Origin of the sequence: Mesorhizobium sp. B1-1-5 (assembly GCF_006443065.1) — a bacterium.
Taxonomy (GTDB): domain Bacteria; phylum Pseudomonadota; class Alphaproteobacteria; order Rhizobiales; family Rhizobiaceae; genus Mesorhizobium.
Genome location: NZ_VFWS01000007.1, coordinates 44,627 through 59,276 on the forward strand (window position 1 = coordinate 44,627; position 14,650 = coordinate 59,276).

General features: G+C 63.0%; 13 protein-coding genes. 6 read left to right on the forward strand and 7 right to left on the reverse strand.

Annotated elements, in window-relative coordinates:
- Positions 1 to 29 precede the first annotated feature (29 nt).
- The gene (locus FJ980_RS04720; protein WP_140541783.1) at positions 30 to 1,232 is read left to right on the forward strand and encodes an ROK family transcriptional regulator; all 1,203 of its coding nucleotides are present in this window, start codon (positions 30 to 32) and stop codon (positions 1,230 to 1,232) included.
- Between the two features lie 127 nt (positions 1,233 to 1,359).
- On the opposite strand, the gene FJ980_RS04725 is transcribed toward FJ980_RS04720, so the two are convergent.
- Complete coding sequence (locus FJ980_RS04725; protein WP_140541784.1) at positions 1,360 to 2,226, reverse strand: hypothetical protein; 867 nt, start codon at positions 2,224 to 2,226, stop codon at positions 1,360 to 1,362.
- 222 nt (positions 2,227 to 2,448) lie between these two features.
- Here FJ980_RS04725 and FJ980_RS04730 point away from each other — a divergent pair, with 222 nt between their 5' ends.
- The 3 genes from FJ980_RS04730 (at position 2,449) to FJ980_RS04740 (ending at position 4,971) form a co-directional block, all read left to right on the forward strand.
- Positions 2,449 to 3,282, forward strand: a complete 834-nt coding sequence (locus FJ980_RS04730; RefSeq protein ID WP_140541785.1) for a GNAT family N-acetyltransferase — start codon at positions 2,449 to 2,451, stop codon at positions 3,280 to 3,282.
- Positions 3,283 to 3,377: 95 nt separating this feature from the next.
- A complete protein-coding gene (locus tag FJ980_RS04735; RefSeq protein ID WP_140541786.1) occupies positions 3,378 to 4,148 on the forward strand; it encodes an SDR family oxidoreductase in 771 nt (256 codons plus the stop codon).
- Positions 4,149 to 4,209: 61 nt separating this feature from the next.
- Positions 4,210 to 4,971 carry an SDR family NAD(P)-dependent oxidoreductase gene (locus tag FJ980_RS04740; RefSeq protein ID WP_140541787.1) on the forward strand — a complete coding sequence of 254 codons (762 nt, stop codon included), beginning with the start codon at positions 4,210 to 4,212 and terminating at the stop codon, positions 4,969 to 4,971.
- Positions 4,972 to 5,382: 411 nt separating this feature from the next.
- On the opposite strand, the gene FJ980_RS04745 is transcribed toward FJ980_RS04740, so the two are convergent.
- The 5 genes from FJ980_RS04745 to FJ980_RS04775 form a co-directional block, all read right to left on the reverse strand.
- Positions 5,383 to 6,690, reverse strand: coding sequence for a divalent metal cation transporter (locus FJ980_RS04745; protein ID WP_140541788.1), 1,308 nt, complete (start codon positions 6,688 to 6,690; stop codon positions 5,383 to 5,385).
- Between the two features lie 379 nt (positions 6,691 to 7,069).
- A complete protein-coding gene (locus FJ980_RS04755) occupies positions 7,070 to 8,314 on the reverse strand; it encodes an MgtC/SapB family protein (RefSeq protein WP_140541789.1) in 1,245 nt (414 codons plus the stop codon).
- Between the two features lie 130 nt (positions 8,315 to 8,444).
- On the reverse strand, positions 8,445 to 9,722 hold the full coding sequence (hemA, locus tag FJ980_RS04760; RefSeq protein ID WP_140541790.1) for a 5-aminolevulinate synthase: 1,278 nt from the start codon (positions 9,720 to 9,722) through the stop codon (positions 8,445 to 8,447).
- 521 nt (positions 9,723 to 10,243) lie between these two features.
- Positions 10,244 to 10,858 carry a response regulator FixJ gene (gene fixJ / locus FJ980_RS04770; protein ID WP_140541791.1) on the reverse strand — a complete coding sequence of 205 codons (615 nt, stop codon included), beginning with the start codon at positions 10,856 to 10,858 and terminating at the stop codon, positions 10,244 to 10,246.
- On the reverse strand, positions 10,845 to 12,332 hold the full coding sequence (locus tag FJ980_RS04775; protein ID WP_281406308.1) for a PAS domain-containing sensor histidine kinase: 1,488 nt from the start codon (positions 12,330 to 12,332) through the stop codon (positions 10,845 to 10,847). Before FJ980_RS04775 ends, fixJ begins: the two co-directional genes overlap by 14 nt.
- A 263-nt stretch (positions 12,333 to 12,595) precedes the next feature.
- Here FJ980_RS04775 and FJ980_RS04780 point away from each other — a divergent pair, with 263 nt between their 5' ends.
- A complete protein-coding gene (locus FJ980_RS04780; protein ID WP_140541792.1) occupies positions 12,596 to 13,405 on the forward strand; it encodes a universal stress protein in 810 nt (269 codons plus the stop codon).
- 254 nt (positions 13,406 to 13,659) lie between these two features.
- Entirely contained in the window at positions 13,660 to 13,851 is a 192-nt protein-coding gene (locus tag FJ980_RS35270; protein WP_246673396.1) for a DUF6455 family protein, read from the forward strand.
- Between the two features lie 88 nt (positions 13,852 to 13,939).
- Here the strand turns inward: FJ980_RS35270 and FJ980_RS04790 are convergent, their stop codons facing one another.
- On the reverse strand, positions 13,940 to 14,641 hold the full coding sequence (locus FJ980_RS04790; RefSeq protein WP_140541794.1) for a CBS domain-containing protein: 702 nt from the start codon (positions 14,639 to 14,641) through the stop codon (positions 13,940 to 13,942).
- Positions 14,642 to 14,650 lie beyond the last annotated feature (9 nt).

Here is a 14,650-nt window from a genome sequence, read left to right on the forward strand (position 1 = left end):
CTTTAATGGAGTCAAGAGGGGAAACGACGGTGCACGACATCAGCCCGATCCGCGCCAAAAGCGGCACCAACCAGGAGGGGACGAGCGCCCATAACCGCCGCGTCATGATCGAGGCGCTGCGGCTCAACGGCGCGCTTTCACGCGCCGACTTGGCACGGGCGACGCAGCTTACCAAGCAGGCGGTCTCCAACATCATCGAGGATCTCGAGCGCGATGGCCTGGTCGTGGCGCTGGATGCGGTGCGCAAGGGCAGGGGGCAGCCTTTCACGCCCTACCGGCTGGTTCCCGAAGGGGCCTTCGCCATCGGGCTGCAGATCGACCGGCATCTGACACGCGTGGTGGTGGTCGACCTCGTCGGCAAGGTGATAGCGCGCGCCGAGGCGGGGCTGCCGTTCGACGAGCCTTCGGCGGGCGCCAGGATCATCCTCGGCCTGGTCGACCACGTCAGGCGCGAGCTGGCTTCCTTGTTTGCCCAGTCCGAGCGGCGGCTGGTCGGACTGGGCGTCGCCATGCCGGGACCGTTCGGGCTGAAGAACCCCGACAACAAATGGATGATGCCGGCCTGGCAGCAATTTCCGCTGGTGGAGGCGCTTGCGGCCGGCACGGGGCTCGATGTCGGCCTGCAGAACGACGCGGCGGCCTGCGCGACGGCGGAGCGGATCGTCGGCGCGGCGCATGGCGTCGATCACGCCGTCTGCCTTTATGTCGGTTACGGCATAGCCGCCGGGCTGATCCTCAATGGCGAGCTCTATAGCGGCGGCAACGGCAATGCGGGCGAGGTCGGCATGGCGCTGCTTTCGCCGGCCGGCCCCGGTTCCACGCCGCTCGAACACCGTGCGTCGCTGGCCTCGCTCTATCAGCATCTCGGCCTCGACCCCACCGAGAGGGGGCTTTACGAGACGCTCGGCGCACTGGCGCTTGCGCAGGATCCGCGGGTCATGGGCTGGGTCGAAAGAGCCGGGTCCGACCTGCGCTGGAGCGTGCATCTGATCGAAACGATCTTCGATCCGCAAACCGTCATCCTCACCTCCAGCGCGCCCGAAGCACTCGCGCGGCTCCTGCTTCGGGCCATGCATCCGCTGCTGCCGTCGATCGCGGATCGCCCCGTCCGGCGCCTGCCACGGCTGCAACTGGGCACCACCGATCCCTGGGCGATCGCGGTCGGCGCCGCGGCAGAGCCGATCAGCCGGGCCTTCGATCCGCGCTTTTCCGCGATCCTGAAGGCCGGATAGAAGCGGTCGGCCCGTCGCCTGCGTCATGCCTGCGGCGAAAGCCGCGTCGATGATGGCGAGCCTGACCGCCTGCGTGGCATCCGCCAGCTCGGGCACCGGTCTTGCGCGGCGCGCGGAGTTTTGACGGTCAGCGATTCTTCAGAGCTGAGATACAGGCTTCGAAGGCCTCGTCGACGACGGCGAGCTTGGCTGCCTGGACGGCCATGTATTCGTCGAAGAAAGCCCTCGAAACCCACATCACGGAATGGCCGCGCTGGCCGATCCAGCCGATGCTACCGAGCGCCTCGGCATCGTACAGTTTGCGCGCCAGATGGGTGCGTGAGAGCTTCAGCCAGTGGGCGAATTCACTGACCGAGATCACGCCGGTCGGTATCCTGTCGAGATGAACATCCTCAGGATCGATACCGGACATCAGCCAGTCCATGATGATGCCGCCGTTATTTAGCCAGATAAACAATGAGAAAGTCTGCCCAGGCTCCCGCACTGCGCCGCTGGCCAGCAATCCATCGGCGATCAGCGGCTGCAAGGTGGGCAGCATCTCGGGTCGCTCGAGGAGGTTTTCCAGCCGGTTGGCGCCATCTATGCGGTCGAGCGTTCTCAGATGCGCGTAAATCCAGCCGGTGAAGGTCTCTATGGTGCCCGCCGTGACCCGCAACGGATGGGCGCGGCCATCACCGCTGGCCGAAATATATTCGGCGATGTTGTAGTGCAGCATCTCCTTGACGAAGGCCTCGGCGGTGTTGCGGCTGGCCACGGAATTGCGGCGCACGACGTCGATGAAACGCGCCATCGTCATGTCGGTGCGGCGGTCGTTGGGATCGCGCCGGAAATGCAGAGCCAAGCCGACATGAGCGAGCAGCCAGCGCTGCTGGGTGGCAAACACGGCAGCCAGCCGCGGGCTCGTTTGATAAATATGGATGAGCGCCTTGGACTGCTCCTGGACACCGCGAAGCGCTGCCGGATGACGGGCGATCTCTGCGGCATTCAGCGGCATTTCCTATGGTACTCCATGCGATTCCAAGCAACGACAAATGAAGATTCCCAGTCTTCGCCGGTCGTGTCCAGTTGCCCATTGGAACAACGAACGATCAGGCGGTGAATTCGTTGCTAACTCTTTGCATCGGTTCTGGAAACGTGACGGGGAATCCGCGCAGCCCTTTGCAGCCTGCGGAGGGCGGCCTATCCTGGTCGGTGATGGCCAACCCTGAGTGAAACGATGCCGAGAACAATCAGGACGCTGACTGCCGGCGAGGTGGAAACGCTTGTTGGCTGGGCGGCGGAGGAAGGCTGGAATCCGGGCACCGGCGATGCCGCGGCGTTTCGCGCGGCGGATCCACAAGGGTTCATCGGCGCCTTTGTCGGCGGCGAGATGGTGGCCGGCATTTCGGCCGTCGCATACGGCCCCGGCTTCGGCTTCATCGGCCTCTACATCTGCCGGCCCGACCGGCGTGGCGAAGGTCACGGCAAGGCGGTCTGGGACGCCGGCATGGCGCGTCTGGGCAACCGTATCATCGGTCTCGACGGGGTGGCCGAGCAGCGGGCCAACTACCAGCGCATGGGCTTCGTGCCTGCTTATGAGACCGTCCGCCACAGCGGCCGCCCCGCCGGCTTGCCCGAGGGCGGCAAGACAAGACCCGTGACGGCCGGCGACACGGCTGAGATTTTCGCCTACGATCGCAAGTGCTTTCCAGCACCGCGCGAAACCTTCCTTGGCGAGTGGCTGCGGCCGCCGCGGATTGCGCGGCTCTCAGCCCGATCGGACGGCATTGCCGGCTACGGCGTGGCGCGCCGTTGCAGGCAGGGTTTCAAGGTCGGGCCGCTGTTCGCCGACAGGACGGAGCTTGCCCTGGCAATGCTGGCGGACCTGTCGGACGCAACTGCCGGCGAGGAATTGCATATCGACGTGCCGGCCGGCCAGGTTCAATTCACCGCCATGCTGCAGGCCGCCGGCATGGTTCCGGGGTTCACGACGACACGCATGTACAAGGGCGGCAAACCCGGCAACGACCAGTCGACGGTTTTCGGCGTCACGACGCTCGAGCTGGGATGATCGCGTGCTGAGATCATTGTTTTGCCTGGCTGGTCCATGCGACATGGCTCCTTGACGTGGTTGCCTTTGCCGAGCTGCGTTTCGGAGGTTATCGAATGGCTGGAAGGACGGTTCTGATCGCCGGCGGCGCCGGAGGAATGGGTCTGGCGACCGGACTGCGTTTCGCCGCCGACGGCGAGCGGATCGTGCTCGCGGATCTTCCCGGCTCCAAGCTCCACGGCGCCGTGGCGAAGATTGCCGCGGCCGGGGCGGACGCGATCGGCTTGCCGCTCGATATCCGCTCCGTCGCTGCCTGCCGCGACGTGGTGGGCAAGGCCAGGGAGTGGGGCGGTGCGATCGACATTCTCGTCAACGCCGCCGGGGTCTGGCTCGAGGGACCGGCGCGCGAGATCGAGGAAGATCAGTGGGACCTGGTGCTGGACGTCAATCTCAAGGGAGCCTTCTTCCTGATCTCGGCAGCCATACCGCATCTGTCGGCGGCGCAGGGCGTGATCGTCAACATTGCGTCGGACGCCGGCATCGTCGGCAACAACGGGGCTTCCGTCTATTGCGCCTCGAAGGGCGGACTTGTGCTTTTGACCAAGGCTCTCGCGCTTGAACTCGCCCCGCAAGGCATCAGGGTCAACGCCGTCTGTCCTGGCGACACGGCAACGCCGATGATCGAATATCAGGCCAAGACCTATGGCGCGGACGACCCCGACGGCTACAAGCGCCGGCTCCTTGGGCACTATCCGCAAGGGGACAAAGCAAGGTTCATCCAGGTGGAAGAGATCGCTTCCTTCATCCACTATCTGTGCCAGCCGGGCGCAGCGCCGATCACCGGAGCCGCGCTTTCGATCGATTTCGGCGTCAGCGCCGGCTATTGAGCCGGTTCGGTTCGTCGGGCTGTGATTGGCCGCGCCGGCATATCGGCGTCCTGGAGGGCAAATGATCGTGTTTCGCAAATCCCGCAGGGCGCTGGTGACCGGCGCGGGCGCCGCCGACGGCATCGGTATCGCGATCGCGCGGGCGTTGGCCGAGGCCGGTGTTTCGGTCACCATCACCGCTTCGTCCGCTCGCGTCGAGCAACGCGCGGCGGAACTGCGGGCGGAGGGGCTCGACGTCCGCGCTTTCATGGCCGACCTGACGCTCTCGGGCGATGTCGATCGTTTACGCTCCGAGGCCGGCGAGATCGACGTCCTCGTCAACAATGCCGGGATGGGCACCATCGCCCAGCCGGCATTGCAGCGGCGGTTTCTCGATCTCACAGAAAGCGATTGGGATCGCGGCATCGATGTCAGCCTGAAAACTGCTTTCTTAAGCACGCGCGGGTTTCTGGCCGGCATGGTGCGGCGCGGCCATGGGCGCGTCGTCAACATGGCCTCGGTGACCGGGCCCTACGTATCCAATGAAGGCGAGGCCGCCTACTCCGCGGCCAAGGCCGGCATGATCGGCCTGACGCACGCGCTTGCCCTGGAGGTCGGCCGCAGCGGCGTCACGATCAATGCCGTGGCGCCGGGATGGATCGCGACGGGCGCCTCGACGCCTGAGGAACTGGCCGCTGCCCGCAACACGCCGCTTGGCCGCGCCGGCAGCCCCGAGGAAGTCGCGGCGGCCGTGCTGTTCCTGGCGTCCGACGGAGCCAGTTATGTCAACGGCGCCGTTCTCGTCGTGGACGGCGGCAACATCCTGCAGGAACGCAAGGCATGACCGCGAAGATTCAGGGACCGCTTTGGTACGCAGCTCATAACAGGATGAAATGCGAACCCAGGAACACGAGGAACTGGCCGGTAATCAGAGGGACCCGCAAAATAGGGCCGCTCTCTGCGCTGTCCTGAACGGGTTGCCCGCGCACGCAAGGGTGCGCCTTCAGCACATTCCTCCAGATCGTGGGAAAGTCCGATCCCTTGCTTCTTTCGGCATTGCACGTGTCGACAAGTCTCGCGACGGCATTTTTCATCGAGCGGAATTCACCCTAAGCGCCTGATCGCAAGACATATGACCAATTATGGCAGGAAGAATTTGATCTCGATCAATGCGCCGAAAAAGGAGCCGCTCAGCGCCGTACCAATAGAGCATGATGTCGTCCGAAAATCGCCTCACACTTTTCGGCATCATGCCCTAGCCGGGCAAAAGCATCATGATCGATGCCCCGGCCATCAGTGCCGTCGCGATCCAGCCCAGCATGACGATCGGCCAACCGGACGTGAAAGAGCCCATGACCGATCGGCTTGAGGCCAGCAATATGACCACTACCATGAGCGGCACCGCGACGACGCCGTTTATGACGGCGCTCCAGAACAGCGCCTTCATCGGGCTGATGGGCAGATATTGGATGGCCAGCGCCGCCAGGATGCTTACCGCGATGACGCCATAGAAGCCACGCGCATCGCCCGCCTTGCGCTCAAGCCCCTCCTGCCATCCCATGGCTTCCGCCAGCGCGTAAGCCGCCGAGCCCGCCAGGACGGGCACGCCGATCAATCCTACTCCCAGTATGCCGGCGGCAAAAAGCACGAAGGCGAAATGGCCCGCCAGCGGCTGCAGGGCGCTGGCGGCCTGTGCCGCAGTCTCGATGTGCGTGATACCGGCGGCATTCAGTGTTGCCGCGGTTGCGAGAATGATGAAATAGGACGTCGCATCCGAATAGAACATGCCGCTCCAGGTGTCCCAGCGCAACCGGCGCAGTTCAGTCCCCGATCCGGTCGCGTCTTCGATAAGGGGAGGACCGCCCTTCATCTCTTCGACCTCCTCGGAAGTCTGCCAGAAGAAGAGATAGGGGCTGATCGTCGTGCCGAAAATCGCCACCGCCACGGTGGCAGTCTCGGCGTTCATCGGCAATCTGGGCCACACGGTGCGAAGCGCTACCTCGCCCCAGGGCACATGGACCATGAAGAGCACCGCGGCATAGGCAAGAAGCGACAGCGTCAGCCATTTGAGGAAACCGACATAGCGATGGTATGGGACGAACACCTGCAGGACCAGCGTCGCGAATGTGAAGATCAGAGTGGCGATGTGTCGGCTGATGCCGGTTACGAGCTCTGCGACCTCGCCCATGGCAGCTATATCGGCAGCAATGTTGAGCGTGTTCGCCACAACGAGCAGCGCAACGACGAAGACGACCACGAACGGTGGGAAGTGCGCCTTTATGTTGGCGGCAAGTCCCTTTCCCGTAACGCGGCCGATTCGGCCGCACATCGACTGGACTGCCGCCATCAGCGGGAAGCAGAGCGGCATCGTCCAAAGCATGTTGAGACCGAACTGGGCGCCTGCCTGCGAATAGGTCGCAATCCCGCTCGGATCGTCGTCTGCTACTCCGGTGATCAAACCGGGTCCGACGCGCGCAAGCGGATGTCCCCTCAGGCGGCCGAGCAAACTCCATGGCTTGCCGTGCCCGGGTACCGCGCTGATGTTGTCGTCGACGATACCCATGGGCCGCCCGGAAAGGAAATCCGCGCCCTTGTAATCCCGATCGGCGCGACGATCTTTGACCTCGCTCAAAGCATGGGGAACAACGCGCATAGGATCGCAAGCGGGCCGGCGCCAGCTGCCATGTTCTGAGGTAGGCTGAAGACGCCTGAGCCCACCATGGAGCCGATCAAGAGCGCTGTTAGAGAACCCAGCCGCAGCTTGGTCGACGCCGAATGAGGCCTGGCAGCCTTGCCGCCGGTCAAATCCGGATTGGCGCTGAAGCCGACCGCAAATCGCGCCCTAGTGCGTTTCACCGTTTCACGGAAACGACGAAACGCCCTATCTCTTTGTTTTTTATGCAATTCCGGACGGAAAACCGCTCACACCTTCTGGAATTGCTCTAGAGGAACCGCATGGCGCAATAACCCGCGGTCGCGGCGGTCAAGGTCATGCCGGCCAGTGGCAGCCAGAATTTCACCGGCCCTGTCGCCATCGCCAGGCACAGGCGCCCAATGGCGTTGGCCATCAGGGCCGTCAGCACGGCATGCCCGATGGTTTCGATGGAAATCGAGCGCTTAGCCAGCCGCAGGGCGCTGAGCACCGAGGCGTCGACGTCAAAGCTACCGGCAATCGCGGAACTCGCCAGCAGACCCTGTTCCTGAAACCGCGAGGCCAACGCGGCGCTTGCCGTCGAGGCGAATGCGAAAAGCAGCGCAAAGATCATCAGCGGGACAATTTCGAACGGATTTCGTGACGGAGTAGGACTGTCCTGTTTCTGACCCGCAATTGCCAATGCGGATGCTCCGCAGGCCGCAAATGCGATTGCTGCAAAAAGCGCCGGTATGGCGATGAATGCCGCTACGTCCGGCGCCAGCAACAGGACGACGAGGCAGACACGCAAGATGGAGACCATCGCGGCCAGCGAGGCCGCGCCTGACCGGGACAAGGAAGCGTTCGACGCGCTGGCAATACGAGCCAGTGACAAGGTGACAGCGGTTGATGACACCACGGCGCCGGCAAGCGCACTCACAATCAAACCGCGAGCATTTCCGAGGACACGCACGGCGACGTAACCAGCGAACGAGATCGAGGCCATCAGCACCGTCAGCAGCCAGATCTCCCGCGGATTGAAGCCGCCCCACGGATCATACGCCCGGTCGGGCAGCAGAGGCAGGACTACGGCGCTCATCACTGCCAGGACCAAGGCCGAGCGAAGCTCGATCCAGGTGAGGCGCTTCAACAGGCCATGCAGGACTTCTCGGCTGGCCAGCAGCGCCGCCAGCGCCGCGCCGCCCGCGGCTGCAACGCGAAAATCGCCCGCGACGCATAGAGCGCCAAGCGTAAACACAGCCAAGCCCGCAATGACGGTCGTAACGCTGAAATCCTCATCATGCGCGGCTTCGCGCGCCTTGTACCATGCAAAGATGCCGGCAAAGGCAAGGAAGCCGGTGATCAACACGGAAATCGCATTGAGCGCTTCGGCCAACGCCGCGATGATGCCGCCGAGAAGTCCGGCAATGCCGAATGTCCGGATGCCCGCCGTGCGGCTCCGATCGGGCGCATCGCGCTCTCGCCAGCCGCGCTCCAATCCAACGAGGAGGCCTATCGCCAACGCGATAGCGAGTTGGGTTATGAGCGAGTCCATGGCAGCCCCTCAAGTCGGCTGCATGTGCAGCCAACCAGTTCGACTGGCAGTTGGCTTGGCACAGCTTCCGCACCACTTCGCCGCGGAAAGATTAGCCCTCCGACGTCGGATCAAGTTTTTACGCCTGGATCTAGCCGCCCGCGTTGCTCACCAGCAGCGGAATGATCCGGTCGCTTTTGGCGACGGCGGGACGGCCGGAGCCGGCATAGGGAATGCCCAGCGCATCCCAGGTCTCGACCAGCGCATCCTGCAATTCGGCGATCAGCGCATCCGAATGGAAGGGTGTGGGCGTGATGCGCAGCCGCTCGGTGCCGCGCGGCACCGTCGGATAGTTGATCGGCTGGATGTAGATGCCGTGCACGCCAAGCAGCCTGTCGCTCGCCATCTTGCAAAGCTCGGGGTCGCCGACCAGCACCGGCACGATGTGCGTGGCCGATTCCATCACCGGCAGCCCGGCCGCGGCAAGCACCTGCTTGGTGCGCGCCGCCTGACGCTGCTGCGCGTCGCGTTCTGCCTGCGAGCGCTTGAGATGCCGGATCGAGGTGGTGGCGGCCGCGGCGATGGCCGGCGGCAGCGCGGTGGTGAAGATGAAGCCCGGGGCATAGGAGCGCACCGCGTCGATGACGGCGCTGGTGCCGGCGATGTAGCCGCCAAGCGTGCCGAAGGCCTTGGCCAGCGTGCCCTCGATGATGTCGATGCGCTCGGCCAAGCCTTCGCGCTCGGTGATGCCGCCGCCGCGCGATCCGTACATGCCGACCGCATGGACCTCGTCGATATAGGTCATGGCGTTGTAGCGTTCGGCGAGCTCGACGATCTCTCTGATCGGCGCGATGTCGCCGTCCATCGAATAGACGCTTTCGAAGACGATCAGCTTGGCGCGCTCGCGCCCCGCGGCCTGCAGCAGGCTCTCCAGATGCGCCACGTCATTGTGGCGAAAAATCTTCTTTTCCGCGCCCGAGCGGCGCACGCCTTCGATCATCGAGGCATGGTTGAGCTCGTCCGAGATGATCAGGCAGTTGGGCAGAAGCCTGGCGATGGTCGAGATCGAGGCCTCGTTGGAGACGAAGCCGGAGGTGAAGACCAGCGCTGCTTCCTTGTCATGCAGGTCGGCGAGTTCCTGCTCGAGCTCGACCAGCGGGTTGGAGGTGCCGGAAATGTTGCGGGTGCCGCCGGCGCCCGAGCCCATCTTGCCGGCCGCGTTCTGGAAGGCGGCAATCACGTCCTCGTTCTGGCCCATGCCGAGATAATCGTTGGAGCACCATACGGTGATTTCCTGGGTGCGGCCGTTGGAACGCCAGATGGCGCGCGGGAACTTGCCCACGATGCGCTCCAGGTCGGCGAAAACGCGGTAGCGACGCTCGGCGTGGAGCTGGTCGATCGCATCCTCGAAGAACCGCTGATAGTTCATGTGGAGCTCCTTTGCGGGAAGTGACGCCGCGGACCCGACGGGCTCGATCCGCTGGGACGTCAACCTACGAAACAGGGGAAGGCGCCGCTTTGAGCTATGTCAAATTGGGAGGCGCGCGGATGCCTCATGGTAGGCAGGTTCCTCGACATAACCCGTCCAAAACTGATTCAAATCAAAGCGTGCGACCCTATTTCAACCCACGCTGACCGGATGTGGAATCCAATAGCAAGCGCTCCGTTTGGCCGCAGTCTCGAACTAGCCGTTCTGGACGAGGAAGGCTTGCACGCCGTAATATTTCCCTGCGAAAAGGACCGGGAGGGCTGGCGGAATGCCGTTACCGGCATTCGCGTCGATATCCGGCCGACCCACTGGCGCGACTGGGATCTGCCAAAAGACAGTACCGCCTCGGTTGGAACCATGTCTAAATCAAAGAGATAGAGCATGATGTCGTCCGAAAACCGCTCCACACTTTTCGGCACATCTAGAGCGGCAATTCCGGACGGAACCGCGGCAAACTTTTCTTAATGTTTGGGCTCAGCGATCAAGGCCATTCGTACCAGATGCGAGAGGCTGCCGGCGCCCATCTTGCTCATGACATTGGCACGATGGATTTCGACCGTGCGCGGGCTGATCCCGAGATCGTAGGCAATCGTCTTGTTCGGCAAGCCGGAGACGAGCCCGTCGAGCACCTGGCGCTCGCGCTCCGAAAGAGTGGCAAGGTTCTTCCGGATCTCGGTTGATAGCGGATGTGTCGCAATGGGCTCGCTGCGATTGTCCAAGGCGGAATGAATCGCATCAATGAGCACCTGGTCGTCGAAAGGCTTTTCGATGAAGTCGGCGGCGCCCTCCTTCATCGCCTGGACGGCCAGCGCAACGTCGGCGTGCCCGGTCATCACGATCACCGGCACGCCAAGGCCACGGGTCTTCAGTTGCCGCAGAAACTCGATGCCATCGATGCCAGGCATGCGCACGTCGGTAACGATGCAACCCTCGAGCTCCTTCGGTTCTGTGGCCAGGAATGCGGTTGCCGATTCGTAGAGGCGCACGGCAAAGTCGGCTGTCGCGAGCAGGAAACCCAGCGACTTGCGAACGTCGACATCATCGTCGACGACATGAACGATATCACTGGCCACCAGCGACCTCTTCCTTTTCTACCGCGCGCAAAGTGAAGCGGAAGGCCGTTCCACCATCGGGCATCGACTCCGCCCAAATATGGCCGCCATGCGACTCGACGATAGTGCGACAAATAGACAGTCCCACGCCCATTCCGTGCTTCTTCGTGGTAATGAAGGGCTGGAAGAGTTGGGCCGAGACCTCCGGCGCCAGCCCAGGCCCGGTGTCGATCACGCCGATCTCTGCCATCCTGTCATGTCGAGAGGTCGTAGAGACGCGCAACTCCCGTCGCGGCATGCCCTGCATAGCCTCCACGGCGTTTCTCATGAGATTGAGCAGCACCTGCTCGATCTGAATTCGATCGCTCAGAACCAGCTCGGCCGCCGGGTCGAGATCGTATGTGACGCGTACGTCGGCCTCCCTCGCGCCGACCAGAGCGAGCGATGAGGCATCCTCGATAAGCGTTGGCAGGTGTTCGACCTGGCGCTCGCTTTCACCCCTGGCAACGAAGTCCCTGAGACGACGAATGACGTCGCCGGCACGCAAGGCCTGTTCCGCGGCCTTTTCGACAGCCTCCCGCAACATAGCCGCGTTCTCGTCACTGCTTTTCTCGAGCAGGCGCCGGCTGCCCTTCAGGTAGTTCGTGATGGCCGTCAGCGGCTGGTTTATCTCATGCGCCAATGTCGAGGCCATTTCGCCGAGCGCGGTGAAACGTGCCATATGCAGCAATTCCTGCTGCTGCTCCTGCATCCTGGCTTCGGTTTTGTGGCGTTCCGTCAGGTCGCGACAGAAGCCGGTGAAGAAGCGGCCTGTTCCCGGATGCATTTCGCCGACAGCGAGCTCCATCGGAAAGGTCGATCCGTCCTTGCGCATCCCGGTTACCGTGCGCCCTATCCCGATGATGCGCCGCTCACCGGTCGTCAGGTAACGCTGCATGTATGCATCATGCTCTTCCCGGTACGGTGAGGGCATCAGCAATTTGACGTTTTGACCGATGACCTCGCTGGCCTTGTAACCGAACAACGTCTCCGCGGCGGTGCTGAAGGATTGGATATTGGCGCTCTCGTCGATGACGACCATGGCATCGGGCACCGTCGCCAGGATCGAACGCAGGTGATCCTCTCGCATCTGCAGCGCGGCATTGGCGAAGGACAGCTCGCTGACGTCCGTGCCTTGAACGAATATCGCCGTGATCCGGCCGTCCTTCGCCCTGATTGGCTGATAGACGAAGTCGAGGATGCGTTCTTCCGCAACGCCCGTTTCGACGTTCCGATAGACGACCTTGACGCTTCGGCCCACGTAGGGTTCGCCGGTCTCATAGACGCGGTCCAGCAATTCGAAGAAACCTTGGCCTTCGAGATCGGGAAAGGCTTCACGCATCGATCTGCCAAGGATGTTTCGCTGGCCGACCATTCGCTCGTAGGCGGCATTCGCCAGCTCGAATACGTGGCCGGGTTCTCTGAGCAATGTCATAAAGCCTGGCGCCTGCTCGAACATCGATGCAAGCAGCGCACGTTCCGGCAAATCACCACCTCGCGACACGCCGTCAGGCGAAGCGGCCGCTTCGGCGATGGTTTCCGCGGAAGCTGGGTTCTTCTGGGTCACATCCGTTCTGCATCTGAAGGAACACTGGCGATCGATGGTTTAGCATTCACGCAGGCATTCGCAAACATGGAGCTACCGGAGTTTGATCGGCATCAAGGTCATGCACCTCGCCGAATGGCACTCATCAATCGACCATCATCTCCTGAAGGTGCCGCATGTCGTACAAAACGATTGTCGTCAACTTGGCCGTCGATGCGGATCCCGCGCCAATCGTGAAGCTTGCGGCAGAAATGGCGCATCGCTTTGACGCTCACCTCGTCGGCTTCGCTGCCGCGGACGTTCCGCCCTTGGTGGCCACGGGTGAAGGCCTGGTCTATGAGGGCGAGGTCATGCAGGTCAAACGGCAGGAGATCGAGAAGCGTCTTGCCGAGCTGCGCGATAGTTTTGAGAAGCTCGTACCGCACTCCATCAGCAGCGAATGGAAACAGCATATTTGCGGTCCGACTCGCGCTTTGGGGCTGGCAGCCCGCTCAGCCGATCTCATCGTGACCGCGAACGGCAGCAATGATGCGTTCCGAGCTCTCGATGTAGGAGGCCTGGTGCTTGGGGCCGGTCGCCCGGTGCTGGTTGCGGCGGGCAATGCCGAACACCTGCTTGGGAAAACCGTGCTGGTCGCCTGGAAGGACAGCCGGGAAGCACGACGAGCCTTGTCCGATGCCTTGCCGCTCCTTTCCAAGGCCAAAGAGGTTGTAGTCGCCACAATGGAAGCCGCCCCGGGAACGGATGTTCGAGACAGCCTCGCCGACGTTGCGGTGTTTCTGGAGCAGCATGGCATCATGGCGCGAACCGAAGTGATCGCCGGTGCCGCCAATGGCGAGGGGCTGATGGCGTTTGCTCGCTCTGTCAACGCCGATCTGATCGTCTGCGGCGCCTATGGTCATAGCCGGCTCAGGGAATGGGCCTTTGGCGGTATCACGCGCTCGCTGATTGGCGAGAGCGATATCAGCCGCCTGTTTTCGAATTGACTTTGCCGTCATGGCGATCGGAGCGGCAGATGGCACAGACCAGCCAGCAGCCATGGCGAGCCGGTCGCGATCGGCCAGCCGCTCTCCTGGTCATGTTGAGCGCCCCTACTGGTCGCTCGTTGATCGAGATCAATGTCGCACGCCGCTGACATGGCAATGATTTGCGGTCCGAGGAGTGTGACCACATGAGCTTTCTCGAATATCTGCTCGAGGCCGACGCTAGAACCGCCTTGATGGAACGCATGATGCAGAAGATGGGCGTCGAGAGGCAGCTGAAAGTTGTGGCGGATCACGCAGCCGTCACCAGTCGTGCCGTCGATCGGTGCCGGTCTTGCGGCCACCAGGACGAATGCGCCGCCTGGCTCGACGAAACCGCGCATGCCGATCATCCGCCGGCCTACTGCCGCAATAGCGACTTGATCGCTCGATTGCAGTCCGTCCGTTGATTGAACCTTGACGCTGGGAGCCCTGAGCGCGCCGTTCGCGATGCAGCCCACGGTCGGGACGCCCATCGGGCGTAAACGCCGACCCTCGTCAGGAGAGGAGCAAGACCGACAACGGTCCGGCGCAGAAGAGCTTGTCGGTGACTGTCTTGACCCCGGCCACGTTCTCCGCGGCAACGACAGCCGCCTTTCGCTGGCGCTCGTCGAAAATAGCGCCATTCAGCTCGACCTCTCCTTTCTTGACGGTGACGCCGATAAGGTCGCCACTGACGCTCCAGGATTGCCCCCGCAACTCGGCGAGAATGTTCCTGCGGATGACCTCGTCGTCGACGGTCGCAGCGCCTGATTTGGGCAGAGTGCGAAGGAGAGTACGCATCAGATCGGAGCGGCTGACGATGCCGACGATCTCGCCCGCATCAAGGATAGGGACGTTTTTGATGTCGTGGGTCGCCATGAGCTCGACGATCTCGGCGAGCGAGGCACCAGGCGCTGCCGAAACGACGCCGGCGGTCATAACCTCGTCCACCCGCCGGCCGCTCGAACGGACATACTCGTCGGCGAGCTTGCCTGGACCGACAAGAACCTCGAGCCAGCGAGGCCGCGCACGTCTGGTGCCAAGCTCGCCCCGGCGCAGGAAATCGCCTTCGCTGATGACGCCAGCCAGCGATCCATCGTCTCCCACGACCGGCAGGCAGCGGATGTTCCTTGTCAGCATCAGATCGGCCGCTTCGGCAACCGAGGCAGAGGCGGTGATTGTGACCACCGGCGTCGTCATGATGTCCCGAGCCCGCATCGAAATCTC

Coding starts and splice junctions, on each gene's coding strand:
- FJ980_RS04725 (WP_140541784.1), bottom strand. CDS start 2,226: ATGCCGCTGAATGCCGCAGAGATCGCCCGTCATCCGGCAGCGCTTCGC.
- FJ980_RS04730 (WP_140541785.1), top strand. CDS start 2,449: ATGCCGAGAACAATCAGGACGCTGACTGCCGGCGAGGTGGAAACGCTT.
- FJ980_RS04735 (WP_140541786.1), top strand. CDS start 3,378: ATGGCTGGAAGGACGGTTCTGATCGCCGGCGGCGCCGGAGGAATGGGT.
- FJ980_RS04740 (WP_140541787.1), top strand. CDS start 4,210: ATGATCGTGTTTCGCAAATCCCGCAGGGCGCTGGTGACCGGCGCGGGC.
- FJ980_RS04745 (WP_140541788.1), bottom strand. CDS start 6,690: ATGGGTATCGTCGACGACAACATCAGCGCGGTACCCGGGCACGGCAAG.
- FJ980_RS04755 (WP_140541789.1), bottom strand. CDS start 8,314: ATGGACTCGCTCATAACCCAACTCGCTATCGCGTTGGCGATAGGCCTC.
- hemA (WP_140541790.1), bottom strand. CDS start 9,722: ATGAACTATCAGCGGTTCTTCGAGGATGCGATCGACCAGCTCCACGCC.
- FJ980_RS04775 (WP_281406308.1), bottom strand. CDS start 12,332: ATGTTCGAGCAGGCGCCAGGCTTTATGACATTGCTCAGAGAACCCGGC.
- FJ980_RS04780 (WP_140541792.1), top strand. CDS start 12,596: ATGTCGTACAAAACGATTGTCGTCAACTTGGCCGTCGATGCGGATCCC.
- FJ980_RS35270 (WP_246673396.1), top strand. CDS start 13,660: ATGGGCGTCGAGAGGCAGCTGAAAGTTGTGGCGGATCACGCAGCCGTC.
- FJ980_RS04790 (WP_140541794.1), bottom strand. CDS start 14,641: ATGCGGGCTCGGGACATCATGACGACGCCGGTGGTCACAATCACCGCC.